The sequence below is a fragment of the Paraburkholderia sp. WS6 genome (assembly GCF_030464835.1).
GTDB classification, from domain to species: Bacteria; Pseudomonadota; Gammaproteobacteria; order Burkholderiales; family Burkholderiaceae; genus Paraburkholderia; species Paraburkholderia madseniana.
This window is the reverse complement of sequence record NZ_JALQCK010000052.1, coordinates 34017-59271: the sequence shown is the minus strand read 5'-3', so window position 1 is coordinate 59271 and position 25255 is coordinate 34017. Positions and strand designations below refer to the sequence as shown.

The 25255-nt window shown below is 62.1% G+C and carries 25 protein-coding genes; 10 read left to right on the top strand and 15 right to left on the bottom strand.

Going from position 1 to position 25255, the window contains the following annotated elements:
- Nucleotides 1–3: 3 nt before the first annotated feature.
- From M0D64_RS38980 to M0D64_RS38970, 3 genes are all read right to left on the bottom strand, one after another.
- Nucleotides 4–312 carry an acylphosphatase gene (locus tag M0D64_RS38980; RefSeq protein WP_154560571.1) on the bottom strand — a complete coding sequence of 103 codons (309 nt, stop codon included), beginning with the start codon at nucleotides 310–312 and terminating at the stop codon, nucleotides 4–6.
- Between the two features lie 197 nt (nucleotides 313–509).
- Complete coding sequence (locus M0D64_RS38975; protein ID WP_266261566.1) at nucleotides 510–779, bottom strand: DUF1488 family protein; 270 nt, start codon at nucleotides 777–779, stop codon at nucleotides 510–512.
- A 545-nt stretch (nucleotides 780–1324) separates the two neighbouring features.
- Nucleotides 1325–1789, bottom strand: coding sequence for a hypothetical protein (locus tag M0D64_RS38970; protein ID WP_154560573.1), 465 nt, complete (start codon nucleotides 1787–1789; stop codon nucleotides 1325–1327).
- A 661-nt stretch (nucleotides 1790–2450) separates the two neighbouring features.
- Here M0D64_RS38970 and M0D64_RS38965 point away from each other — a divergent pair.
- From M0D64_RS38965 to M0D64_RS38935, 7 genes are all read left to right on the top strand, one after another.
- Nucleotides 2451–2717 carry a hypothetical protein gene (locus tag M0D64_RS38965; protein ID WP_154560574.1) on the top strand — a complete coding sequence of 89 codons (267 nt, stop codon included), beginning with the start codon at nucleotides 2451–2453 and terminating at the stop codon, nucleotides 2715–2717.
- A gap of 410 nt (nucleotides 2718–3127) precedes the next feature.
- Complete coding sequence (locus tag M0D64_RS38960) at nucleotides 3128–3442, top strand: hypothetical protein (protein WP_233464866.1); 315 nt, start codon at nucleotides 3128–3130, stop codon at nucleotides 3440–3442.
- 673 nt (nucleotides 3443–4115) lie between these two features.
- Nucleotides 4116–4304: a CsbD family protein gene (locus M0D64_RS38955; protein ID WP_154560575.1), complete on the top strand. Its 189-nt coding sequence runs from the start codon at nucleotides 4116–4118 to the stop codon at nucleotides 4302–4304.
- 746 nt (nucleotides 4305–5050) lie between these two features.
- The gene (locus M0D64_RS38950; RefSeq protein WP_154560576.1) at nucleotides 5051–6163 is read left to right on the top strand and encodes an alkyl sulfatase dimerization domain-containing protein; all 1113 of its coding nucleotides are present in this window, start codon (nucleotides 5051–5053) and stop codon (nucleotides 6161–6163) included.
- A gap of 78 nt (nucleotides 6164–6241) precedes the next feature.
- Nucleotides 6242–7894 (top strand): long-chain-fatty-acid--CoA ligase, encoded by a 1653-nt coding sequence (locus M0D64_RS38945; RefSeq protein ID WP_266261565.1) that lies wholly within the window; start codon nucleotides 6242–6244, stop codon nucleotides 7892–7894.
- 112 nt (nucleotides 7895–8006) lie between these two features.
- Nucleotides 8007–8393, top strand: coding sequence for a lactoylglutathione lyase (gloA, locus tag M0D64_RS38940; RefSeq protein ID WP_097391309.1), 387 nt, complete (start codon nucleotides 8007–8009; stop codon nucleotides 8391–8393).
- Between the two features lie 26 nt (nucleotides 8394–8419).
- On the top strand, nucleotides 8420–8818 hold the full coding sequence (locus M0D64_RS38935) for a hypothetical protein (protein ID WP_266261564.1): 399 nt from the start codon (nucleotides 8420–8422) through the stop codon (nucleotides 8816–8818).
- Nucleotides 8819–8923: 105 nt separating this feature from the next.
- Here M0D64_RS38935 and M0D64_RS38930 read toward each other — a convergent pair whose 3' ends face one another.
- The 9 genes from M0D64_RS38930 to M0D64_RS38890 all read right to left on the bottom strand — a co-directional run bounded on the left by M0D64_RS38930 (nucleotide 8924) and on the right by M0D64_RS38890 (nucleotide 19144).
- Nucleotides 8924–9814: a M48 family metallopeptidase gene (locus M0D64_RS38930; protein WP_154560579.1), complete on the bottom strand. Its 891-nt coding sequence runs from the start codon at nucleotides 9812–9814 to the stop codon at nucleotides 8924–8926.
- A 44-nt stretch (nucleotides 9815–9858) separates the two neighbouring features.
- Nucleotides 9859–10617, bottom strand: coding sequence for a 1-acyl-sn-glycerol-3-phosphate acyltransferase (locus tag M0D64_RS38925; protein WP_154560580.1), 759 nt, complete (start codon nucleotides 10615–10617; stop codon nucleotides 9859–9861).
- A gap of 40 nt (nucleotides 10618–10657) precedes the next feature.
- Nucleotides 10658–11212, bottom strand: a complete 555-nt coding sequence (gmhB, locus tag M0D64_RS38920) for a D-glycero-beta-D-manno-heptose 1,7-bisphosphate 7-phosphatase (RefSeq protein WP_063494776.1) — start codon at nucleotides 11210–11212, stop codon at nucleotides 10658–10660.
- A gap of 10 nt (nucleotides 11213–11222) precedes the next feature.
- On the bottom strand, nucleotides 11223–13322 hold the full coding sequence (gene glyS / locus M0D64_RS38915; RefSeq protein WP_266261563.1) for a glycine--tRNA ligase subunit beta: 2100 nt from the start codon (nucleotides 13320–13322) through the stop codon (nucleotides 11223–11225).
- Nucleotides 13323–13337: 15 nt separating this feature from the next.
- The gene (glyQ, locus tag M0D64_RS38910; RefSeq protein WP_013088411.1) at nucleotides 13338–14345 is read right to left on the bottom strand and encodes a glycine--tRNA ligase subunit alpha; all 1008 of its coding nucleotides are present in this window, start codon (nucleotides 14343–14345) and stop codon (nucleotides 13338–13340) included.
- A gap of 208 nt (nucleotides 14346–14553) precedes the next feature.
- Nucleotides 14554–15399, bottom strand: a complete 846-nt coding sequence (locus M0D64_RS38905) for an FkbM family methyltransferase (RefSeq protein WP_266261562.1) — start codon at nucleotides 15397–15399, stop codon at nucleotides 14554–14556.
- 161 nt (nucleotides 15400–15560) lie between these two features.
- A complete protein-coding gene (locus M0D64_RS38900) occupies nucleotides 15561–17171 on the bottom strand; it encodes an FMN-binding glutamate synthase family protein (RefSeq protein WP_266261561.1) in 1611 nt (536 codons plus the stop codon).
- A 226-nt stretch (nucleotides 17172–17397) separates the two neighbouring features.
- A complete protein-coding gene (gene mnmA, locus M0D64_RS38895) occupies nucleotides 17398–18543 on the bottom strand; it encodes a tRNA 2-thiouridine(34) synthase MnmA (protein WP_266261560.1) in 1146 nt (381 codons plus the stop codon).
- A 118-nt stretch (nucleotides 18544–18661) separates the two neighbouring features.
- Nucleotides 18662–19144, bottom strand: coding sequence for an NUDIX hydrolase (locus M0D64_RS38890; RefSeq protein ID WP_266261559.1), 483 nt, complete (start codon nucleotides 19142–19144; stop codon nucleotides 18662–18664).
- A 235-nt stretch (nucleotides 19145–19379) separates the two neighbouring features.
- Between M0D64_RS38890 and M0D64_RS38885 the strand changes: the two genes are divergently transcribed.
- Genes M0D64_RS38885 through M0D64_RS38875 form a run of 3 tightly spaced genes read left to right on the top strand, consistent with a single transcriptional unit; the run spans nucleotide 19380 to nucleotide 22315 of the window.
- Complete coding sequence (locus tag M0D64_RS38885) at nucleotides 19380–20522, top strand: Re/Si-specific NAD(P)(+) transhydrogenase subunit alpha (RefSeq protein ID WP_171926300.1); 1143 nt, start codon at nucleotides 19380–19382, stop codon at nucleotides 20520–20522.
- A gap of 12 nt (nucleotides 20523–20534) precedes the next feature.
- Nucleotides 20535–20861 (top strand): NAD(P) transhydrogenase subunit alpha, encoded by a 327-nt coding sequence (locus M0D64_RS38880; RefSeq protein WP_097391320.1) that lies wholly within the window; start codon nucleotides 20535–20537, stop codon nucleotides 20859–20861.
- Nucleotides 20861–22315, top strand: a complete 1455-nt coding sequence (locus M0D64_RS38875) for an NAD(P)(+) transhydrogenase (Re/Si-specific) subunit beta (protein WP_266261558.1) — start codon at nucleotides 20861–20863, stop codon at nucleotides 22313–22315. Before M0D64_RS38880 ends, M0D64_RS38875 begins: the two co-directional genes overlap by 1 nt.
- Nucleotides 22316–22417: 102 nt before the next feature.
- Here M0D64_RS38875 and M0D64_RS38870 read toward each other — a convergent pair whose 3' ends face one another.
- From M0D64_RS38870 to M0D64_RS38860, 3 genes are all read right to left on the bottom strand, one after another.
- Complete coding sequence (locus M0D64_RS38870) at nucleotides 22418–23158, bottom strand: YafY family protein (RefSeq protein ID WP_154560587.1); 741 nt, start codon at nucleotides 23156–23158, stop codon at nucleotides 22418–22420.
- A 66-nt stretch (nucleotides 23159–23224) separates the two neighbouring features.
- Nucleotides 23225–23608, bottom strand: coding sequence for a VOC family protein (locus tag M0D64_RS38865; protein WP_266261557.1), 384 nt, complete (start codon nucleotides 23606–23608; stop codon nucleotides 23225–23227).
- A 332-nt stretch (nucleotides 23609–23940) separates the two neighbouring features.
- The gene (locus M0D64_RS38860; RefSeq protein ID WP_266261556.1) at nucleotides 23941–25236 is read right to left on the bottom strand and encodes a class I SAM-dependent RNA methyltransferase; all 1296 of its coding nucleotides are present in this window, start codon (nucleotides 25234–25236) and stop codon (nucleotides 23941–23943) included.
- Nucleotides 25237–25255 lie beyond the last annotated feature (19 nt).

Sequence of the window (25255 nt, the reverse complement as noted above, 5' to 3'; positions counted from 1 at the left end):
TCCCTACAACGTCGGTAATCGCTCAAAGTGTTCGAAGCGGGCGAACGGTGGCGGGACCTCGGTTACCTCAAGCCTGTCGACAAGCGCGGCGGACATGCCCTCACTTAACCAGGCACACATTTCTGCAAGCTGCTCCGGCGAACCCTGAACCATCACCTCCACCGAGCCGTCGATGCGGTTGCGGACCCAGCCAGTGACGCCCAGTGCATGGGCGCGGCGTACACAGGCTTCCCGATAGCCAATGCCCTGCACGAGGCCGCGCACCCTCACCAGCCGCGTCTCAAGCATCCCATCTTTCTGGTCATCTTCCATCCGCTTGGCTCCAGCGTTGGTTGTCACGATGTCCTGCGCGCCGAACGGCTCCGCATGGACGCGCGTATTGCAAGTTGGGAGGCTATCGAGTCGGCGCTAGTCACCGGTTAACGGCGCCCCACCGGCCATGCATCTGCCAAAGCTCTCTTCACGACAGCAGGTTGTTTTTGCCTGAGCGAAACGGCGTAACGCGACGCTCAGTGAGAGAAATCTGCGGCGTTCAGGTTTATCGGCTCGTCCGAGCCTCTCAGCACCTTTCGTTCAACAGCTGCCACAATCCGCTTGTGTCCGTCCATACAAGCTTTTAGCAGGTGCGCGTCGTCTGCTCCGATGGGTGCCCAGAAGTGCTGCTCCAGTGCATCGCGAGTAATCGAACATTGCACCGCACGCCCACGGGCATGTGCGATAAAAGCGACCAGCTTTCCGTCTGCGGAAACACTGGCTTCGGCGGCGAGAGTGCTGTCCATGGTTCACGGCTTTTTGTTTACCCAACCGCCCAGTTGCCCCTGAGGGGCTCCCGGCAGTACCAGCCTTATCATAATGGTTCCCGCGTTGGTTGCCACGATGTCCTGCGCGCCGAACGGCTCCGCATGGACGCGCGTATTGCGAGTTGGGGAGCTATCAAGTCGGCGCTACTCACCGGCTAACGGCGCCCCACCGGCCATGCATCCGACAAAGCTCTCTTCACGACAGCAGGTTGTTTTTGCCTGAGCGAAACGGCGCACCGTCGTGCGCGAAAACATCACACTCGCCGCGCTTGACCGATACTTCGAGATGCATGAGAAGGAGCCTGAGACCGTCTCACAGGTAGAGGCATCAACCCTGGTTTGACACAGCGAGCACCTACGAGAGTTCAGTCAAATCCGATTCGAAGCCCCACCGCGCTTATGCCTAGTGCGGCCTGCTTGTTGGCCGGCTCACGCACCTGCGCGTGGTTCGAGGGTAGGAAGAATCCTAAAACAAGGCTTGTCGGCAAGGTTCGAGAGACCCGAAAACATGTTTCTGGCTCTCCTTAGTCGTCTTCGTTCTTAGGTATAGGGGGATTTTTCGGAGGTATCTGATTGGACTCGCCAGGGAGTCCGGTGTCCATAGTCGGTGCGGTTGTAGACGGCCCGAGGTCACGGAGCCGGAAGTCAGCCTCTTGCTCTGGTGTAAGTGGCCCGCCGAAGATGTCGTCAAACGGGCCGCCAGGACTATTACGCAAGAGGAAAATCGCGGCCTGAATCTCTTTTACCGCTCTCTCAAAATCTCCGCATGCCTCTAGCCGCTGGGCGTTCATGCCAGCCGTAGCCAGCAACATTCGGTCGCGGTCTCGAAGCAAATCGTAACCCCATGAGCGAAGGCGCTTCTTCGTATCGTCGAGCGCCCAGCCGCACTTGAATGCCTGGGTTTTGAATGGCTCCGGCGCATTCTTCCAGATGCTTTCCGTCGCGCGTTCAAGTTGCTTCATCGCCTGCAGATATTGAGCAACGTCCATCTGCCGCTCCTTGGTCTGTCCCGCAGCCACGAACCTCGAGGACCGCCAGTTTGCTGACGCGCTCAAGCGTAGGCGGCAGCCCCTGTCTGCGCAATCAGCGAACGGTGCCAACCCTCAAATTGGTCCCTGCGCACGCATATCCGTTGGCGCGTACACCTTTGAGAATCCGAGCAGAGAAGGGAGGAGAAACCCCACGTCGCACGGCTCGTCCGCAAATTTGAGATGCCCGGAAATTGGTTTCTGGTCCTCTTCAGTGGTCTTCTTTCTTCGGAATAGGAGGTGTTTTCGTCGGTATTTGATTGGACTCGCCAGGCCGTCCGGTGTTCATCGTCGGCGCGCTTTTCGCTGGGCGCTGTGCGCGCGCAGGCGACGGAAGACGAGCAATAGCAAATTCAGTTGCAATTGAGCCAGTTGACTCAGGGGTCGTCCGCAGGCGGCGTGGCCGGGACCCAATCATTGACTGAAGCAAAGCCGTTTACAGCCGAAATCCGGTTTGACATCAAGAACGGTGAACCCGGGTCGCCCAATGAATACACGAAACTGGTGTTTGCAGACGGCAACAATCGAGATGCCGCGCTTGTGCGTCGCTCAGGCAAGGTGATGAGCGAGGGCATGCTTCGCGCCGCGACGGGGGCAGGAGTGGAGATTCCACGAGGTGACATTGAGACCCGAAACCAATGGTCGAGGAACCCGCTATCTTGTCATCACTTGTGGCCCCGGCGGCATACTCTATCTGAAAACGCAACTGCGACAGACAACCTTGCCAGGCAAACGCGGCGAGTCACCTTCTGCTTTCAACGGCCTGTGGGAAGTCAGCGGAGCGACAGAAAAATTCAACGGGCTCCCGGATTCCGGCACACTCCGGATTGACCGGTTGTCGGAAAGCGAGCGTCAATGGATTCTGGAAGGCGAGCTGAGCGGGCCCTAGTTTGAACTCCCGATTGAGAGCGTGTGAACGCGGCCAACTTTCTCGTCAACGACTAAACCGGAAATCTCTGTCGCGATTCTTCTCGTGTTGTACATAGGAATCGGCCCGCCGAAATGACGGGCCGATTCCTACGAAGCACGCGCGAATCCATACCAGAAATCGACGAGAGTCGAGAGCGCACGAACAGCCCGCTGCACTGCAGGGCGCGGCGGAGCGCCAGGCATTGCGAAGGACCGCCGTGAGCGCGGCATTTTTCGGACATGACTGCGTTGCGGGAGCCTCCGTTGTCGATTTTGTCGCCTACCTGCCGCTACAAAGGAGACGAATGAGCGACACGAGGCACGCACCTTGCTGCACTTCATTCGTGAGCGGCAGACGCTTGCATGAGATATCTTCTCCGGAGGTGAGCCATGAAAAATATAACCAGGACGTTTTTCGCTTCGGCTCTCGCGATGGCACTGTCGGCAATAACATACGCACAGGCCGGCGGCAGCGCTGGCGGGGTCCCAACACCCGGCGCCGGTGCCGGTTCGATGAAGACCCCGAACGAGACCGGCTACGGTTCTCCCGACGTTACGGGCAGTGGCGTCGGCGCGGCGCGCAGTATCCCCAGGACGGAGCGTTCCAATAGGGGCAAGACCAACGGTCTGAATAAGGGTACAAATAGCGGCGCGAACAGCGACGTCAAAAGCGGACCTGGCGGCTCAAGGCAAAAGGGCCAGTAGTACGCAGCTTCCTCGTCACGATGCCAGTGGTATCCCACTTGCTGACTCGGTAATCGTGTATAGGCTACGTCTTGAATTGCCACCGACGCGATAACAGCGGGTTGCACACGGCTTCGTCATCGCTTACCGCGCGGAGACATGAAATCGACAATTTTCGACTCGTGCAACTCGCGATTCGTTGCGCAATGCTGGAACTGAGGACCGGGCGAAGGGCTCGATGTCCTGCTATCAGGAGACCTCTCGACCCGTTTCCCGTCTGGCCGAACGAAGCGGGACGAGGGTTACCGGGCGGCTCTGCTGTAGGGGGCCGTAGTGATTGCGGTTCCGCCTGATTTCAGAACAAGTTCCCACGGAGCTCACTGTTCGTTGCGTCGGCAGAACAACGCAGGCGTTGTGTTGGTGAAGGGGGCACGCCGCGCGAAGGCAGGGGTTGGCGAGCATCGCGTTTGTCGAGCGCACCTGGAACGTCATATTGCTTCAACCGTCCGGCGGCCGCAGGATGCATATCGCGAGCGCTAGCTCCCGGGCGTCTTGTCCCCGGCGATTTACCATACGCGAATCGTGCAACCTGGTTCGTTCGCGCCCTCTGCTTCACGAACGCCCCGCTTTTCCTATACTGTTTTTGTCGCAATCTGGTAACGCGACGTCGGTCGCATACTTGGAGGAAGACATCATGAACAAGGACCAGGTCAAAGGCGTTGCTCAAAAGATGAAGGGCAAGTTTAACGAGGCCATGGGCAAGGTCACGGGCAGGCCGGCCCGGGAACTGAAAGGCGATGTTGAGCAAGCCGCGGGACAAGCCAGGAAAGACGTCGGGGACGCCAGGGAAGCGGCGAAGGACCGCACGACGCGTCACCATTAACCGCATGCCTCTGGGGCCTTATCAGGCGGCCGACTCGGGAAGTTGGTCGCCGGTGCCGGCGGTGATTGGGTGCCTCATCGCGCCCGGCGCGACCCCGACCTGATTCACTTCCTGCGCGACATCGTGCAACGGCTCGGCCCCCGCATCCCTCCGTCTCGAGCAGTTCCTTTGGCCACAGGAAGAACGCGCTGGTGACGCGTGCACTGAAATCGGCCACAGTCATCTTGGCGGCACGCGCCTGGAGAAACTCGAAGTCCTGTAACAAATCCTGGTCCTTCGCAAGCTGGACCACCAGCGCGTCTGGCGAACCTGTCCGGGCCCAAACAGCTCAAAAGTTCGAGCATGTTCGCGAGGTGAAGCAGCAGTTCTTGTCCGTCAAATCAGTTGTCCATCGCAGCAATCTCCACTCGCTGCGTCCCTCCTGGAAATGTTCCCTTTCGGCGCAACGCCTCGCTCCGTCGCATCTCATCCCGGCGCGTCTTCGTCGACCAATGCGTCTTCGTCCTCTGACTGCAAGACCGGAGCAGCGCTGTCGGGCACTGGCGGGCCAGACGAGTTCGGGGTGTCTCCTGGTCGCTCATCTTTACCATCATCGCGGCCCGTGTCGCGTGTCTTTCTCTTTCGATGATTCGTCATGGTTTCCTCCGTGAGGGAAGCAGCGACCCAGACGGACTGGGTGCTGCGTGTGCTGCTATCCGGCGGGCGGCGGCCGCTTCGTTTGCGCCTGTCAGGGACACAACTTTTAAATGTCAGTCACGTTTCCTTCGCTAGCAGCACGGGTAGGAGACGAGTACGGTCCCGGTTGTAGTAGTGATGGACCGTGGCGCCCCATTGCGCATCCGCCATGGATGGTGCGCTGGTATCAGACCATCGACATGATGCGCGGCTTCAACGCGGCGCACATGGTGCCGGCGCATGGCCGTCCGGTATCGGGCGCGCAGTATGTCGCCGAGGTGCTGTGCGTGTATCGCGACGCCATCCAGTTCATCCACGATCAGACCATTCGCCACATGAACTTCGGCCTGAGCCCGGACGAACTCGCTGAGGCCATTCCCGCGTTGCCGCCGCACCTCGCGGAGCACGCGTGGCTCGGCGAGTACTACGGCACGGTCAAGCATTCGGTGCGGCAGGTGTACAGCGGTCAGCTCGGCTGGTTCGATGGCGATCCGGCATCGCTCGATCCGTTGCCGCGTGCTGAACGTTCGCAGCGCATGGTCAAGATGATGGGCGGCGTGGAGGCGGTGCGTGCCGCTGCGCGTATCGCGCTGGGTGACGGCGACTGGCGTTGGGCTGCGGAACTGGCCACGCTGCTGGTGCGCCTCGATACAAGCGACGTCGAAGCCCGCAACATCAAGGCGAGCGTGTTGCGCGAGCTGGGCTACCGCACGGTGAACACCAACTGGCGCAATTGGTACCTGAGCGCGGCGCGCGAACTCGAACACGCCTACGACGAACTGCCGTTCGCCGGCAGCTCGAGCCTCGCCTCGACGGATGTATTGCGCGCCCAACCGTTGCGCAATGTGTTTCAGCGCTTTAGCGTGAACGTCGATCCGGAACGTTGCGCCGATGTGCAGATGACACTCGCATTCCGCGTGACGGATCGCAATGAAACGCATGCGCTCGAATTGCGGCGTGGCGTGTTGCAGATTCACGAGCGCACTCCGTCGGCGATCGATGTTCAACTCGCGCTGGAAACCAGCACCCTGTACGGCATGTTGCGCGACATGGTGTCGCAGTTGCCGGCGTGCCTCGAGAACGGCACAGTAGTGCTGGAGCGTGGCACGGCCGAGCAGTTGCGCAGATTCTTCGATTGCTTCGACCGGCCCGCGCGGCGTATGCCCGCACTTACTACGCGATAGAAGCGACTCGCATCGGTGTGTTGGCGCAGCGGCACATCGTGTATTGGCGCATCGCGATGCGAAACCCAAGGAGGAGACATGGAAAAAATCTGGTTGAAGTCCTATCCGCCAGGCGTGCCGGCGGAGATCGACACTACGCAGTTCAGTTCTGTCGGCGACTTGCTGGAGCAGAGTTTCCAGGCGCACGCCGCAGAGCGCGCGTTCGTTTGCATGGGACACGAGTTGACCTACGGCGAACTCGATGCGAAGTCGCGTCACCTTGCGGCGTGGTTTCAATGGCTAGGCCTCGCGCGCGGCGCGCGCATCGCCGTGATGCTGCCGAACGTATTGCAGTATCCGGTGGTCATGGCGGCCATCCTGCGTGCCGGTTACGTGGTGGTGAACGTCAATCCGCTGTACACGCCGCGAGAACTCGAGCATCAGTTGAACGACAGCGGCGCGGAAGCGATCGTGCTGCTCGAACCGTTCGCGAAGACGCTCGAGACGGTGCAAGCGCAAACGTCGATCAGGCATGTCGTGCTGACGTCGATCGGCGAGATGCTCGGCGCGGGTAGTCCAGAGGTTGCAGAGAATGTGCCGCCGACTTCGTGTATTGCGCTGAACGATGCGATCGCACGCGGTTCGGACGCGGGCTTTACACCCGTCACGCTCACGCAAAGCGATGTGGCGGTGCTGCAATATACCGGTGGCACCACCGGCGTCTCGAAGGGCGCCACCTTGCTGCACGGCAACCTGATCGCCAACGTCCTGCAATCGGAGTTGTGGCGCGAACCGGTTTATCGTGGGCGCACCGACATCAAGCAGTACATCACGGTCGTCGCGCTGCCGCTGTATCACATCTTCGGGCTGACGGTCTGCGGTTTGCTGACGATGCGTTGTGGCGGCATGGGCATCCTGATTCCGAATCCGCGCGATCTGCCGGGGCTGATCAACGCCTTGCGAGGCTACGCGATCAACTCGTTCCCCGGCGTGAACACGATGTACAACGCGCTGCTGAACGAGCCGGACTTCAAGACGCTCGACTTCTCGAAGCTGGTGCAATCGAACGGCGGCGGCATGGCGGTACAGCAAGCCGTCGCGCAACGCTGGCAGGCGCTGACCGGTGTGCCGATCGTCGAAGGCTATGGGCTCTCGGAAACCTCGCCGTGCGCCACAACCAATCTGCCGACGTCCACCGCGTTCACCGGGACCGTCGGCTTGCCGTTGCCGTCCACGGAAATTACGATTCGCGACGACGCCGGCAATGACGTGCCGCTCGGCGAGCGCGGCGAAATCTGCATTCGCGGGCCGCAGGTGATGGCCGGCTACTGGAACCGTCCCGACGAAACCGCGAAGGTGATGACGCCGGACGGCTTCTTCAAATCCGGCGACATCGGCGTGATGACGGAAGAAGGTTTCGTGAAGATCGTCGATCGCAAGAAGGACATGATTCTGGTGTCGGGTTTCAACGTCTATCCGAACGAAATCGAGGACGTGGTGGCCAAGCACCCGGGCGTGTTCGAAGTGGTGGCGGTGGGCGTGCCGGACGCGGAGGCGGGTGAAGTGGTGAAGCTTTACGTCGTGAAGAAGGACCCGGCGCTCACCGACACGGACATTCTTGCATTCTGCAAGGAGCAACTGACGGGTTACAAGCGTCCCAAGATCATCGAGTTCCGCAATGAGCTGCCGAAGACCAATGTCGGCAAGATTCTGCGGCGCGCATTGCGCGACGAGGTGAAAAGCGCGGGCTGAAAGCGGGCGCGCCACGTGTTTTGCAACATGTCGGCACGTGTGGCGCGCCCTGCAGCGCGGCGTGATTCCGGGTACATTGTCGTTCTCGACATCACGCACTAGGGAGTACACGATGCGCCTGCTTCACACCATGCTCCGGGTCGGCGACCTGGACCGTTCGATTGCCTTCTACACCGAGCTGCTCGGGATGAAATTGCTGCGCCGCGATGACTATCCGGACGGTAAATTCACGCTGGCTTTCGTGGGCTATGAAGACGAACGTGACGGCACCGTTCTCGAACTCACGCACAACTGGGACACGCCGTCGTACGACCTCGGCACCGGTTTTGGGCACCTCGCCGTCGAAGTCGCAGACGCGTATGCGGCGTGCGACAAGATCAAGGCCCAGGGCGGCAAGGTTGTGCGCGAAGCCGGCCCGATGAAACACGGCACCACCGTGATCGCTTTCGTCGAAGATCCGGACGGCTACAAGATCGAATTCATCCAGAAGAAAAAGTGACGTAAGCGGCGGGGTGAGGACAAGCTATGAATGACAGCAATCCCTACTTCAAAGAACTCGATGACATCCACGTCGAAATCCAGACTTTGTTCGACGGCTCCGCGGACCACGGCGCGCTGGATCGCATCATGGCGCGCTTCGCTCCGCAATTCACGCTGGTCATGCCGTCCGGTCTCGCACTGGACCACGCGGGCCTGCGCGAGATTTTTGCGAAGCTGAACGGTGCGCGCCCCGGCTCGCAGATCACGATTCGCGATATGGAGATCGTGTCTGAGTATCCGTCGGGTGCGGTGGTGAAATATCGGGAGTATCAGCGCGACAACGCGGGCAATGCGAACGTGCGGCGCTCGACAGCGGTGATGGACCTGGACGCGCACGGCAAGGTGACTTGGCGTCACTTGCAGGAAACTTTCTGTACGGAGTGAGTGGCGGGTTTTAGAAGGCTGGCGCTTCGCGCTGAGGCGCCGGCTTTAAGTCTGCATGGCCGAAGTCCTGAAGGGCCGAAGAAGGCCAAAGAGGATCTGAAGGCCTTAAAGCGTCGGCAGCAATTCCGGCGGATGCGACTTCAACGTCTGCCGCGCCTCGCGGAATTCCGGAAAAATCGATTCAACAGTCTCCCAGAAGCGCGGACTGTGATTCATCTCGCGCAGATGCGCGAGTTCGTGCGCCACGACGTAATCGATAATCGACAGCGGGAAGTGAATCAGCCGCCAGTTCAGGCGGATTTTTCCATCGCTCGAACAACTGCCCCAACGCGTGGCCGCCGAAGAGAGTGCATACGCGCGATAGTTGACGCCCAGCTTCTCCGCGTAGATTGCGAGGCGTTCGCCGAACAGGCGCTTTGCTTCGCCTTGCAGCCAGCCTTGCACGCGATCCTTGATCTGCTGCGGGTCCGCTTGCAACGGCAGCGGCACTTGCAGTGCGGCTTCATCCGCGTTGAACGCGAGCGTGCCTTGCGGCGAGCCGAGTTTCACGCGCACCGGCTGGCCGAGATACGGCACTTCCGCACCATCTTTCCAGTCGACCTTGGGCAACGCGCGCTGTTCGACCCGCGTTTGCCATTCGATCAGCTTCGTAAAAATCCAGCGCTGCTTTTCGGTGATCGCGGTTTCGATATCCGCGAGCGTGACCCAACGTGGTGCGGTAATCATCAGGCCGGTGCTGTCGATCGCAAAGCCGATCGAGCGGCGTGCCGAGCGCTTGAGCGCATAGTGCAGCGTGCGCGAACCAATGGTGAGGCTGCGCAGCTTGGTGCCGTCCGGTGCGAGCGGCACGGCCGGCTGCTGCCCGCTCTGCGAGCCCGCCGTTGGTGCGGAGGGTGTTGGGGACGACGACGTCGACCCCGGCTCGGCGAAGAGCGGGAGATCGAGCTGCCGGTTATCGAGCGCCGCAGCGGGCTGCGACGTAGGAGACTTCTGCATCGGATTCGGCTTCGCGCAAATGCGCCTTCGAGGGCGCGGGCGCGTCAGATTGGTGCGGCGGCGGAGCTGCTTTCCGCCGCGCGGTACGCGGTAGGATCGATGCGACGCATTTCAGCTTCGATCCACTTTTCGACGCGCGTGTTCACTTCATCGGGCGTGAGCCCCGTCGTGTCGATCGGCTTGCCGATCGACACTGTGACTATACCCGCATATTTGAGAAACGAGTTGCGCGGCCACACACGTCCGGCGTTGTGTGCGATCGGCACGACCGGCGCGCCGGTAGCAATCGCAAAACGCGCGCCGCCGGTTTTGTACTTGCCTTGCTTGCCGGTCGGCGTACGTGTGCCTTCCGGAAACATGATGACCCACGCGCCTTCCGCCATGCGCTGCTTGCCTTGCTTGATGACGGATTCGAACGCGTACTTGCCTTCCTTGCGGTCGATGTGGACCATCTTCAGCATGCCCAATGCCCAGCCGAAGAACGGCACGTACAGCAGCTCGCGCTTGAACACGTAGCACAGCGGCCGCGGCATCAGCGCCGGAAACGCCAGCGTTTCCCATGCCGATTGATGCTTCGACAGCAGCACGGCCGGACCGTTAGGCAGGTTCTCATAGCCCTCGATCTTGTAGCGGATGCCATTCAGCCAACGCACCGTGTGAAGCGTGGCGCGGCACCAGCCGGCCGCCATCCAGTAGCGATTGTCGGCGCGCATGAACGGAAACGCGATGAAGCACGCGGTTGCGTACGGCACCGTGAAGAGCACGAAGTAGATCAGCAGCAGCAAAGAACGAATGAAGCGCATCGGCGTGGTCAGTGAGGGTTGAGGACGCGCGTGGTGCGCGTCACTCGTGAGCGTCGGAAAGGAAGTCGAGTGCGAACGCGCGCAGGTCGTCGTGCACACGGGTGCCCTCGGGCAGGCCGCCGGCTGCGAGCGTCTTGCGGCCCTTGCCGGTCAGCACCAGATGCGTCGGATGGCCGAGCGAGGCGCCCGCTTGCAGATCACGCATCGCGTCGCCGACCACCGGCGTATGGTGCGGATCGACTTCGAAACGTTCGGCGATCATCTTCAGCATGCCGGGCTTCGGTTTGCGGCATTCGCATTGATCTTGCGCCGTGTGCGGGCAGAAGAACACGGCGTCGATGCGCCCACCGACCGCCGCCGCCATGCGATGCATTTTCAGATGCATGGCGTTGAGCGCGTTCATGTCGAAGAGACCGCGGCCGATGCCCGACTGGTTGGTTGCGATTGCCACGCGATAACCCGCCTGGTTCAGCCGCGCGATCGCTTCGAGCGAACCGGGCAGGGCAACCCATTCGTCCGGCGACTTGATGAACGCGTCGGAATCGACGTTGATCACGCCGTCGCGGTCGAGAATCACCACCTTTTTGGTTGGCATGGCGCGGGGCTCAGGCGGCGAGTCGGGAAATGTCGGCGACGCAATTCATCTGCTGATGCAGTGCGCCGAGCAAGGCCAGACGGTTGGCGCGCAACGCCGGATCTTCGGCGTTGACCATCACGTCGTTGAAGAACGTGTCGACCGGTTCGCGTAGCGCGGCGAGCGCGGTGAGTGCGCCCGTGTAGTCGCGTACGGCGAGTTGCGATTGCACGCGCGGTGCAACCTGTTCGAGTTGCGCGTGCAAGGCTTTTTCGGCAACTTCGGTCAGCAGTGCAACCTGCACGCCGCCGGTCGTCGAACCTTCCGATTTCTTCAGGATGTTCGAAATCCGCTTGTTGGCCGCTGCGAGCGATGCTGCTTCAGGCAGTGCAGCGAACTCGCGGACTGCATCCAGGCGCGCGACGATGTCGTCGAGGCGCGTCGGGTTCAGTGCCAGCACCGCGTCGATTTCACCCGGCGCGTAGCCGCGTTCGCGCAGCAGACCACGCAGGCGGTCCATGCTGAATTCGTAGATCGCTTGCGTCGAATCGGCGACGCCCGGCACGGCGGCGAATTGCGCGTAAGCAGTGCGCAACAGTTCGATCAGGTCGACCGGCAATTGCTTCTCGACCAGAATCCGCAGCACGCCAAGCGCATGACGGCGCAGCGCGAACGGGTCTTTCTCGCCGGTGGGTTGCAGGCCGATGCCCCAGATGCCGACCAGCGTTTCGAGCTTGTCGGCCAGCGCGACGACGGTGCCGGTTGCCGTGGCCGGCAAGGCATCGCCGGAGAAACGCGGCTGATAGTGTTCCGAGCATGCCAGCGCGACTTCTTCCGGCTCGCCGTCGTGGCGCGCGTAGTACGTGCCCATCGTGCCTTGCAGCTCGGGGAATTCGCCGACCATGTCGGTGATCAGGTCGGCCTTGGCCAGACGTGCAGCGCGCTTGGCGAGCGCGACATCTGCACCGATCAGCGAGGCAATTGCACCCGCCAGGGCTTCGACGCGCTCGACGCGTTGCAGCGCCGACCCCAGCTTGTTGTGATACACGACGTTCGCGAGCAGCGGTACGCGCTCGGCGAGCGGCTTCTTCTTGTCCTGCTCGAAGAAGAACTTCGCATCGGCCAGACGCGGACGCACCACGCGTTCGTTGCCTTCGACGATATCGCCAGGCGTCTTCGTTTCGATGTTCGACACGATCAGGAAGCGCGAGCGCAGCTTGCCGTTCGCATCCGTCAACGCGAAGTATTTCTGGTTCGTCTGCATTGTCAGGATCAGGCATTCCTGCGGCACTTGCAGGAATTCGTCCTCGAAACGGCAGGCGTAGACCACGGGCCATTCGACCAGCGAATTCACTTCATCCAGCAGCGATTCCGGCATCACGACCTGATCGCCATCGGCTTGCGCGAGCAGATGAGTGCGGATGGTTTCCTTGCGGTCGGCGAAATTCGCGACCACACGGCCCTTGTGCATCAGCGTATCGGCGTACGAATCCGCGTGCTGGATCTGCACGAAACCTTCAGACAGGAAGCGGTGGCCGAGCGTGGTGTCGTCGGCATCGACGCCCAGTGCCGTGACAGGCACGACCTGTTCGCCGTGCAACGTGGTCAGACGGTGCGCCGGGCGCACGAACTGCACACTGGTGCCGTCCGGGCGCTGATACGTCATCGGCTTCGGAATCGGCAACTTGGCGATCGTTTCGTCGAGCGCGCTTTGCAGGCCTTCGGCGAGCGTGGCGCCCGGCGCGGCGTAGAGCAGGAAGAAGGCTTCGGCCTTACCGTCCTGTGCGCGCTCCAGGTCGTTCACCGAAAAATCGGGGAAGCCGAGCGCGGCCAGTTTCTTGGCGAGCGGCGCGGTGGGCTGGCCGTCTTTATCCAGCGCGACGGAAACCGGCAGCACTTTTTCTCGCACGTGTTTTTCCGGCGCGACCGAACGCACGTTCTTGATCGTGACGGCGAGACGGCGCGGCGTCGCATAACGTTCGAACGACAGTTCGCCTTCGACCAGGTCGCGCGCCGCGAGGCGCTGCGCAATGCCTTCGGCGAAGGCGTCGCCCAGACGCGCGAGCGCTTTCGGCGGCAGTTCTTCGGTCAGCAGCTCGACGAGCAGGGTAGCTTGATGGGGTTGAGTCATTTCTTGATGTTCTCGTCAGTCCTGGTCGATCTTGCGTTCGACTTTCAGCGGCGGCGCCCACGCGGGCATGGCGGCATCCTGTTCGTCGGTCGTGAGGCCGGGCACGCCGTGCACCGGATTGCCGAGCATCGGGAAACCGAGCTTTTCGCGCGAGTCGTAGTAAGCCTGGGCGACCAGACGCGACAGCGCGCGAATCCGGCCGATATACGCGGCACGTTCCGTGACCGAGATCGCCCCGCGGGCGTCCAGCAGGTTGAACGTGTGGCCGGCCTTCAGCACCAGTTCATAAGCAGGCAGCGCGATCTGTGCGTCGATCATGCGCTTGGCTTCCGCTTCGTAGCTGTTGAAGAACGTGAACAGCAGATCGACGTTTGCATGCTCGAAGTTGTAGGTCGACTGTTCGACTTCGTTCTGGTGGTACACGTCGCCGTACGTCAGGCGACGAAGTTCCGGGCCGTTCGGGCCTTGCTCTTCCCACTCGGTCCAGACGAGGTCGTAGACGTTCTCGACCTTCTGCAGATACATCGCGAGACGTTCGAGACCGTAGGTGATTTCGCCCAGCACCGGCTTGCAATCCAGACCGCCGACTTGCTGGAAGTAGGTGAACTGGGTGACTTCCATGCCGTTCAGCCACACTTCCCAGCCGAGACCCCAGGCGCCGAGCGTGGGGTTTTCCCAGTCGTCTTCGACGAAGCGCACGTCGTTCTGCTTCAGGTCGAAACCGAGGGCTTCGAGCGAGCCGAGGTACAGGTCGAGGATGTTTTCCGGCGCCGGCTTCAGCACGACCTGATACTGGTAGTAATGCTGCAGGCGGTTCGGGTTCTCGCCGTAGCGGCCGTCTTTCGGGCGGCGCGACGGCTGCACATAGGCGGCTCGCCACGGTTCCGGACCGATTGCGCGCAGGAAAGTATGGACGTGGGACGTGCCCGCGCCGACTTCCATGTCGATCGGCTGGAGCAACGCGCAACCCTGCTTGTCCCAGTAGGACTGCAGTGTCAGGATGATTTGCTGAAACGTGAGCATGAAGTGCCTTTCGGGCATAGGGCCGCGCCGCAAACGCCGGAGCGCGCGAGCTGGCCGTGGAGCGAAGTGCTAAACCGTAGATTTTAACGGAAAGGGAGGGGGGTGTCCGTTTTGCGGGGTCGGACGGGGACTGAAGTGTTCTTCAAACGAAAAAAGGCCGCTTCAGGCGGCCGATGGTCGTTTGTTTTGTCGGAACGTGTCCCGTCCGCTACCTGCTCAAACTCATCAACGCATGCGCGGCGGAATCCGTCACTTCGACGAACCCGTCAATCTCCATCGCCAGTTCCCGCGGAAGCGCCAGCATATTGCACGACACCACGCGGCCGTAGATATTCTCCGTTCGTCCAAAGAAATTGGCCGGATTGAACAAAAGCGGCAAGTGCCACCACAACCGATATTCCTTCGACCACAACCACTCAATCAACGCCTGCGACCGATCGAACCGGTCGTTCTCCACATAAATCACCGGTCGCGAGCGGGCGATGGTTTCCTGCGCGCCCAGCAGCGCGTTCAACTCGAACCCTTCCACGTCGAGCTTCAGCAGTCCCACGGTATGTGAGCGCAGCGCATCGTCCAGCCGCACGCACGGAACCGGGAGCGTATTCGCCGCAGCCTCGGTCTGCATCGACACGCCGCCAAAGTTGCCCAGCGCATCGTAGTCCGGCTGCGCGAAATACAGCGTCCCGGCTGTGGCCCCGCACGCATACGGCCACGCGAGCACATTGCGCATGCTGTTGGCCGCGAGATTCGCACAGAGGTTCTGAAAGATCACCGGCTGAGGCTCGAACGCGACGAGCACCTGGCGACGCGCCTGCGACTCACGCGCCAGCATGATCGTATGCACGCCGATATTCGCACCCACTTCCACGACGATGCCCGGCTGCACCAGCAACTGCCGCAACACGGCAGATTCGAGTTCGCTGCATTCACCGTATTCGATGAGCGCGCGGCCGAGATAGAAGTCGTTCGGATTGGCGAGCATCCAGCCATGACGGGTCTGGACGAGTTGCGTGTGTTCGCTGAGCGGCAGCGGAGCAGGAGGGCGCGTAACCATGGACATTGAGCGGGAAATAGATCACGCAAATGTACGATTCGCCGCTGTCCTTGTATATGAGACGAGCTTTCAAGGATTCTTATCTTTCTGCAAGAACTCGCCGTCAAAATCTAAGACCTACGCAGCGATCGGCTCACGAGCCAATCGCCGCCACAACAGCCTTACGTCGCGGCCAGTTCAACTTTCGGCGCAAACGAATCGCTTTGCGCCATCGGCCAATATTTCTCGTACAACGTGTAGCGATAGTTGCCCTTCAGCAGATCGTTCGGATCGAGATACTTCAACAGGTCGGACATCAACCGCACTTCATGCGACGACACGCGCCGCACGATGTGATGCGCGCGCAGTTCCGCCGGATGCTTGAGCCCCGCCGCCTGAATGATTTCCTTCAGGGCATGCAGCGTGTTGTGATGGAAGTTGAACACGCGCTCGGCCTTGTCCGGCACCACCAAAGCACGCTGACGCACCGGGTCCTGCGTCGCGACGCCCGTTGGGCAGCGGCCGGTGTGGCAGGTCTGGGCCTGAATGCAACCGACCGCGAACATGAAGCCACGCGCCGCGTTGACCCAATCCGCGCCAATCGCCAAAGTCTTGGTGATATCGAATGCGGTAATCATCTTGCCGCTCGCGCCGATGCGGATGCGCTGACGCAAGCCGATGCCGACCAGCGTGTTGTGTACCAGCAGCAACCCTTCCTGCAACGGCACGCCGACGTGATCGGTGAACTCCAATGGCGCTGCGCCCGTGCCGCCTTCCGCACCGTCGACCACGATAAAGTCCGGCAGAATCCCCGTCTCCAGCATCGCCTTGGCAATGCCAAAAAATTCCCACGGATGCCCGATGCACAGCTTGAACCCGGTCGGCTTGCCGCCGGACAGCGTGCGCAAACGGTCGACGAATTCGAGCAGACCGCGCGGCGACGAGAATTCGGAGTGGGTGGCGGGCGAGATGCAATCGCGGCCCATCGGCACGCCGCGCGTTTCCGCAATCTCGGGCGTGATTTTCGCCGCCGGCAGCACGCCGCCGTGACCGGGCTTCGCGCCTTGCGAGAGCTTCACCTCGATCATCTTCACTTGCGGCTCGGCGGCCTGCTTCGCGAACTTCTCCGCGCTGAAGGTACCGTCGTCGTTACGGCAACCGAAGTAGCCCGAAGCGATTTCCCAGATGATGTCGCCGCCATGCTCGCGGTGGTATTTCGACATCGAACCTTCGCCGGTGTCGTGCGCGAAATTGCCTTTCTTCGCGCCGAGGTTCAGCGCCATGATCGCGTTCGCCGACAACGAGCCGAAGCTCATCGCGGAGACATTGAAGATCGACATCGAGTAGGGCTGTGCGCGGTCCGGGCCGACGACGATACGGAAGTCGTGGTTATCGAGCGTGGTCGGCGCGAGCGAGTGGCTGATCCATTCGTGCGCAATGGCTTTGACGTCGAGCTCGGTGCCGTAAGGACGGCTATCCACGTCGTTCTTCGCGCGCTGATAGACGATGCTGCGTTGCGCGCGCGAGAACGGTTTCTCGTCGGTGTCGTCCTCGACGAAATACTGGCGGATCTCCGGGCGGATGAATTCGAACAGGAAACGGAAGTGGCCCCACAGCGGATAGTTACGCAGAATTGCGTGATGCTGCTGCGTCAGATCGAACAGGCCGAGCGCGACGAGCGCCACCGGCACGATGATCCAGAACCACGAAATGTGCTGCGTCGCGCCAAGCAGAGCGCAGGCTGCGAACAGCACGACTGCGCACCACATCGCCAGATAACGTCGAGAAAACATGGGGACTCCAGTGCAGTGAGGATCGTCGCGGAGGGATCGTCAACGCTGTCGGCGCAGACGGAGTCTGCCGCGAGGGGAACGAACACCTGTTTGTTATGGTGAAGCTAGCTGCGGCTCGAAGGTGAAACGTATGGGTGAAGCGTGAAGTCTGAAGCTTGAAGATAAGGCATGCAGGTTAAGCGCGTGCGGCGGTGCCGAAGCGTTGCCGCACGATTGAACTCATGGTTCAACGGGCGGTGAGCAGGGCTGCCTGTTGCGGCTGGCGTGCCGTTGGCTGCCCGGTCACAGCGTGTTCGATGATGCCGCCGCCGAGACACACGTCGCCATCGTAGAGCACCGCAGATTGCCCCGGTGTGACAGCCCATTGCGCGGCGTCGAAATTCAGCTCGAAAAGGCCTTCGCTGGCACCTGCCGCGCTGAAGGAGCACGGTGCGTCCGCTTGCCGGTAGCGGGTTTTCGCGCCGCACGCGAAACCGTCAGCCGGCGGTTCGCCCGCGACCCAGCTCGTATTGCCTGCGGAAAGCGTATGGCTCAGCAGCCACGGATGGTCATGGCCTTGCGCGACATACAGCGTGTTCGACGCAATATCCTTGCCGGCGACGAACCACGGCTCGCCGCTGCCTTCCTTGCTGCCGCCGAGGCCGATGCCCTTGCGCTGCCCGAAGGTGTAAAACGCGAGGCCGATGTGTTCGCCGACCACTTTGCCGTCGGTGGTTTTCATCGGACCGGGTTTGGTCGGCAGATAGCGGTTCAGGAAGTCGCGGAACGGTCGTTCGCCGATGAAGCAGATGCCGGTCGAATCTTTCTTCTTCGCATTGGGCAGCGCGATCTGTTCGGCGATCTCGCGGACTTTGGTTTTCGGAATCTCGCCGAGCGGAAACAGCGTTTTCGACAACTGCGCCTGGTTCAGCCGATGCAGGAAGTACGACTGGTCCTTCGTATGATCGAAGGCCTTCAGCAGTTCGAAGCGGCCGTTGTTCTCGCGCACGCGCGCATAGTGGCCGGTCGCGATGGTTTCCGCGCCGAGCGACATCGCGTGATCGAGGAAGGCCTTGAACTTGATTTCGGCGTTGCACAGCACGTCCGGATTCGGCGTGCGGCCAGCCGAATATTCACGCAGGAATTCGGCGAACACGCGGTCTTTGTATTCGGCGGCGAAGTTGACCGCTTCCACGTCGATGCCGATCAAGTCCGCCACCGAGACGACGTCGATCCAGTCCTGCCGCGTCGAGCAGTACTCGCTGTCGTCATCGTCTTCCCAGTTTTTCATGAACAGGCCGACTACGTCGTAGCCCTGTTCCTTCAGCAGCCACGCGGTGACCGACGAATCGACGCCGCCCGACATGCCTACTACGACTTTCTGCTTGCTCATAAGGTGCTCACTGGGTACTGCGTGACTTCGTTGATCGTGGGTTGACCGTGTTGCCCTGTCGTCTGCCTGGCCGCTCGTGACGGATCAGGTCCGCTTGTGACGGGTTACGTACGTCTATTTACGCCTGTTTTCGCCCGACCGAATGCGTGTGCACGAAGTCGAGCGGGAAACGCCGTCCCGCGAGGTAATCGTCGAGACATTGCATGACAAGCGGCGTGCGATGCCGTTCGGGGCAGGCGCGTAGTTCGTCGGCGCTCATCCACAGTGTGCGGACGATGTCGGGATCGAGCGCGCGCTCGATATCCGCTTTGCCGCTCGTGCCGCAATAGGTGAAGCGCAGATACGTCACGCCCTCACTGCCGGGCCGCTCGAAATGCGTCATATACATGCCGACCAGCGCCTCGGGCGTGAACGGTTGCGCGGTTTCCTCGAGCGTTTCGCGGATGACCGCTTCCAGAAGCGTTTCGCCCGCTTCCAGATGGCCGGCGGGCTGATTCAGGCGCAGGCCGTCGGCGGTATGTTCCTCGACCACGAGAAAACGCCCGTCACGCTCGACGATGGCCGCAACGGTGACGTGCGGCAGCCAGGTTTCCGGTTTCATGGGTGCGCATTTTACCGTTTATGGGCCTGGGCTGCCTGGAAGCGGGCGGGCGGCTGCGAGGGCCGCTCAGCCCCAGCCAACGAGCCGCGTCGCCCGCCGGGCACCCCCGGATTGTCCCCGATTTCTGCGCACCCCCAGGTTTCGGTTAAAGTGACGCCGTTAGCCGTTGCACTTGCAAGCCGGCGTGCCTCGTCGGCAGCTCTGTCGTAAAACAGGAAGTCGAGGAGGAGAAAAGATGCACATCGGAGTGCCAGCCGAGACGCGCGCGCACGAAACCCGCGTCGCCGCGACGCCCGAAACGGTCAAGAAGTATGTGACCCAGGGCCACCGGGTCACGATCCAGAGCGGCGCCGGCACCGGCGCAAGCTTTCCTGACGAAGCTTTTACAGCCGCCGGCGCTGAAATCGTCGACGCGGCTACTGCTTTTGGGGCTGATCTGGTCCTCAAGGTCCAGTCGCCGACCGATGCCGAGTTGCCGCTTCTGAAGCGCGGCGCGACGCTGGTCGGCATGCTTGATCCGTTTAATACCGAAAACTCATCAAAGCTGGCGGCCGCGGGCATAACTGCGTTCGCTCTGGAAGCCGCGCCAAGAACCACCCGCGCGCAGAGCCTTGACGTGCTGTCATCGCAGGCGAACATCGCCGGGTACAAGGCGGTGCTGCTTGCGGCCACGCTCTACCCGCGGTTCATGCCGATGCTGATGACCGCGGCCGGCACCGTGAAGGCGGCCCGCGTGCTGATTCTCGGCGCCGGTGTGGCGGGTCTGCAGGCCATCGCGACCGCCAAGCGCCTTGGCGCCGTGATCGAAGCCTCGGACGTGCGTCCGGCGGTGAAAGAGCAGATCGAATCGCTCGGCGCCAAGTTTCTCGACGTGCCTTACGAAACCGATGAGGAACGCGAAGCCGCGCAGGGCGTTGGCGGCTATGCGCGGCCGATGCCGCCTTCCTGGCTTGCGCGCCAGTCGGCATTGGTTCACGAACGCGCGAAGCAGGCTGACGTGGTGATCTCGACCGCCCTGATCCCGGGCCGGGCCGCACCGACGCTGATCTCGGTGGAGACCGTGCAGGCAATGAAACCCGGCTCCGTGCTGGTCGACCTCGCGGCAGGCCGCGGCGCCGAATACGAAGGCCGGCGCGGTGGCAACTGCCCGCTCACCGAAGCGGATCAGGTCGTCCTGAAACATGGCGTGCAGATCGTCGGTTATACGAATCTGGCCTCGATGGTGCCCGCCGACGCGTCATCGCTCTACGCACGCAACCTGCTCGACTTCCTCAAGCTGATCATCACCAAGGAAGGCGCCCTGAACATCGATCTCGCAGACGACATCGTCGCGGCCACGCTGCTGGCCCGTGACGGCGAAGTCACGCGCAAGGCATAGAGGAGAACGGCGATGGAAGTCATCAACCACACCGTCATCAACCTGATCATCTTCGTGCTGGCGATCTACGTCGGCTACCACGTCGTCTGGAACGTCACGCCCGCGCTGCACACGCCGCTGATGGCCGTGACCAACGCGATTTCGGCGATCGTGATCGTCGGCGCGATGCTTGCAGCTGGCCTCACCGTGGGCGACACCGGCAAGTTCTTCGGCACGCTGGCCGTCGCGCTCGCGGCGGTGAACGTGTTCGGCGGATTCCTGGTGACAAGGCGAATGCTGGAGATGTTCAGGAAGAAAGAGCCGAAGAAGCTCCCCGCAGCTGCCAAGGAGAACGCGTAATGAGTCTGAACGTCGTCACGCTGCTTTATCTGGTTGCGTCGGTCTGCTTCATCCAGGCGCTCAAAGGGCTGTCGAATCCGAAGACGGCGCGCACCGGCAACACCTTCGGCATGGTCGGGATGGCGATTGCGATCCTCACCACCATCGCGCTGATCGTCAAACAGGCGAATGCGCTCGGCTCGAACCTCGGGCTAGGGCTCGGCCTGCTGCTGGTCGCGCTGGTGATCGGCGGCGCGATCGGCGCGTTCGTCGCGGCGCGCGTCGAGATGACCAAGATGCCGGAACTGGTCGCGGCGATGCACTCGCTGATCGGTCTTGCGGCCGTGTGTATCGCGTATGCGGTGGTGTCGGAGCCGTCGGCTTTTGGTCTGGTTGATCCGGAGAATCCGGTGCCGGGCTTCCTGCCGTACGGCAATCGCGTCGAGCTGTTCATCGGTACGTTCGTCGGCGCGATTACGTTCTCCGGGTCGGTGATCGCGTTCGGCAAGCTGTCGGGCAAGTACAAGTTCCGGCTGTTTCAGGGCGCACCGGTGGTCTATGCAGGGCAGCACCTGATCAACCTGTTCCTTGCGATCGGGATGCTCGGCTTCGGCGTGATTTTCTTCCTCACGCAGTCGTGGTTGCCGTTCATCATCATGACGATCATCGCCTTCGTGCTCGGCGTGCTGATCATCATCCCGATCGGCGGCGCGGATATGCCGGTGGTCGTGTCGATGCTGAACTCGTACTCGGGCTGGGCGGCGGCGGGCATCGGCTTCTCGCTGAACAATCCGATGCTGATCATCGCGGGCTCGCTGGTGGGCTCGTCGGGTGCGATCCTGTCGTACATCATGTGTCGTGCGATGAACCGCTCGTTCTTCAACGTGATTCTCGGCGGCTTCGGTAACGAGGCGGGTGCGGCGGCGGCAGGTGGGTCTGCGGAGCAGCGTCCGGTGAAATCCGGTTCGGCTGACGATGCTTCGTTCATGCTCGGCAATGCTGAAACCGTGGTGATCGTGCCGGGTTATGGTCTTGCAGTGGCTCGCGCCCAGCATGCGTTGAAGGAACTCACCGACAAGCTGGTGGAGAAGGGCATCGAGGTGAAGTACGCGATTCACCCTGTGGCCGGACGGATGCCAGGACACATGAACGTGCTGCTCGCCGAAGCCGAAGTGCCGTACGACATGGTCTACGAAATGGACGATATCAACGGTGAGTTCGGTCAGGTCGACGTGGTGCTGGTGCTTGGCGCGAACGACGTGGTGAACCCGGCCGCGAAGAACGATCCGAAGTCGCCGATCGCGGGCATGCCGATCATCGAGGCGTACAAGGCGCGCACGGTGATCGTGAACAAGCGTTCGATGGCGGCGGGTTACGCCGGCCTCGACAACGACCTGTTCTACATGGACAAGACGATGATGGTGTTCGGCGACGCGAAGAAGGTGATTGAGGATATGGTGAAGGCGGTGGAATAACGCGCCACTGTGCTACGCGGCCTGCCTCGCGGCAGGCCGCGAACCGCCAGACACGCGGCTGACGCGTGCGCGAAATCGGGCCGAGGCAAAGCGCTTCGTGATTCACCGCGGCTTCGCATTCACATGCCGCAGCCAATCCGCCAATCGTCGTCCTTCCTGATCCGGATACGTTTCGAGCACCTCAAGATCCCGGATCCGCTCCAACCCGAAATTGCGGAAATCGCTGCGCAATTCGCACCACGCGCCGAGCGTCCAGCGCGCGCCCCAATAAGCCAGCGACAGCGGCCACACGCGCCGCTCGGTCTCTGCGCTATTCGCATCGGTATAGGCAAAACTCACCACCTGACGTGCATCGATCGCCCGATGCAGCACATCCACCTTCGCTGAAAACTCCGCCTTGATGTGAAACGACGGCGCGAAGATCGCCAGACGTTCGATCGTTGCGCGCTTGTCGGCCGGCATCGCCGAGGCAATCTTCGCCAACGCCCCGCGTGCGCCGCTCGCGAAGCCGGCGCCGCCCCACGATTCGAGCATCCGCGCGCCTGCGGCGAGCGCGGCCAGTTCATCGGCGGTGAAGGTGAGCGGCGGCAGGCTCGCCGCGCGGCTCAACCGGTAGCCGATGCCCGCTTCGCCTTCGATTGGCACGCCTGACAGTTGCAGATCGCGCACGTCGCGATAGACCGTGCGCAGCGAGATATGCAGCCAGTCGGCGAGTTGTTGCGCGGTGGTCAGACGCCGTCCGCGCAACAGTTCGGCGATCTGGAACAGACGGTCGGCGCGGCGCGTCATCGTGGGCGTCTTGTAGAAAAGGACAGGAACAGTCCCGCGATGATAGCGCCGCATGCCGCGCTCCGGTCGGCGTTCTGCGCGGCGCCTGCTGGCCGCCGCGCTTGTGCGCCGCGTCGGCTGTTAGCCGTTGGTCAGCGAATGCAGGCCGAGGCGGTTGCCCTCCGTGTCGGTGAAGAACGCGATGTAGCCGATGTCCTGCGGCAACTTGATCACCGGACCATCGGTCTTGCCACCGACCTTTTCGATGCGGGCGAGGGTGGCGTCGACGGTCGGCCGGGCGTTCAGATAGACGAGCACGCCGTCGTCGGAGGGCGTCATCGACGGGCTATGGATGATCGCACCGCCGGTGGCCGGTTCCTCGTAGCCGAAGATGGCGATCGGCTGGCCGCCGATTTCCTCGCGAGTCAGTTTGACGTCGAGCCCGGCTTCGTAAAAGCGAACGGCGCGCTCGAAATCGACGGACGGAATCTCAAACCATGCAACAACTTTGGATGATGCGGACATGACACTCTCCTGGGGATGGCGGTAAGCCGTGCAAAGCGCCAGATGGCGTGAGAAGGAGTGTGCGGGGGGGCTACTGACAGCGTAGTGTCAGTAGGGAGTGGCGGGCGTAGCAAAAGGACGCAGTGGTCGATGAGCCGGCAGCCGTGGCGGGATGGTAAAGCGGCAGAGCGCGCGGGATGGCCGAATGGCGGGGCGAGGCGGCCGCGAACGGATGAACGGAGAAGCTGGTGTGACAACAGGTGGGACCCAACCCCGGCCGATCGCCGAGCTACCGGCGAAAAAAAAACCGCGGACCAGAATCCGCGGTTTTTTCGATGTTGCTCTGCTCCGGCTTACGCTGCCGGTGTGTCGTTGTTCTGCGGCCGCTGGCGAACGCTGCCCGCGATCAGATCGAAACGGAACAACCGGCATTCGAGCGCGCCGTTGAAGAGCGGGGTCTTGGTCGATTCACGCAGGCGCAGTTGGCCCGGCAGTTTGCGATCCGACGTCAGGATGAACGCATGCCAGCCGGTGAAGCGCTGCTTCAGCGCATCGCCGAGCGACTGGAAAAACTCGCTGTCCGGTGCCTCTTCCTGGGCGCGGTGGAAGCTGTCGTCGTCGCGACCTTCGCGCGTAGCGCGGCCTTCGCGGATTTCACCACGCGCGTTGCGGCCGCGCACTTCGATCCGCTCGCCATACGGCGGATTCGCGACGAGGATGCCAGGCTCAGCCGACGGCGCCGTCATGCCGCGCGCATCGACCTGCTTGAGCGGAATCGACGGCAGACCGGCGCGCTGGAAGTTCGCACGCGCCTTGTCGAGCATGTCGCCGGAAATATCGCTGCCGAAGATCTGCAGATCGACGCGCGAGGTGCGGGCGGCGTGCTTGGCGTCGAGCGCGGTGGCCTTCAGCGTTTGCCAGGTCTTGGCGTCGAATTGCTTGAGCTTCTCGAAGCCGAAGCGGCGCTCCGCGCCCGGCGCGATATTCAGCGCCACTTGCGCGGCTTCCGCGAGGAAGGTGCCGCTGCCGCACATCGGGTCGTACAGCGGCGTGCCGGCGGTCCAGCCGGTCAGACGCAGGATGCCCGCCGCGAGGTTCTCGCGGAGCGGCGCCGCGCCCTTGTCCAGCCGCCAGCCGCGCTTGAAGAGCGGATCACCGGACGTGTCGAGGTAGAGCGTGCATTCGGTGGCGGTGAGGAACGCGAACACGCGCACGTCGGGCGCGGCGGTATCGATGTTCGGACGCGCGCCGCTCACTTCACGAAGACGGTCGCAGATCGCGTCCTTGACACGCAGCGTCGTGAATTCGAGGCTGCGCAGCGGCGACTTGATGGCGGTGACATCCACGCGCAGCGTTTCGTTTGCCGAGAACCACTGCTCCCAACGCTGTTCGACCGCGAGCGCGTAAACGTCCTGTTCACTGCGATACGGCCGATGCGCGATTTTCAGCAGCACGCGGCTCGCGAGGCGCGAGTGCAGGTTGGCGGCCATGCCGGCGGCCCAGCCGCCGCGGAAATGCACACCGCCGGGCACTTGCGCGCCGGCCGTGAACGGCGCGCCGTTCAGGTGCTTCGCGGCAATTTCCGCGAGTTCGGCGGCGAGCGAGGCTTCAAGGCCACGCGGACAGGGAAGGAAGAAATCGAAGGACATTGAGGTTGCCGGAAGGCGT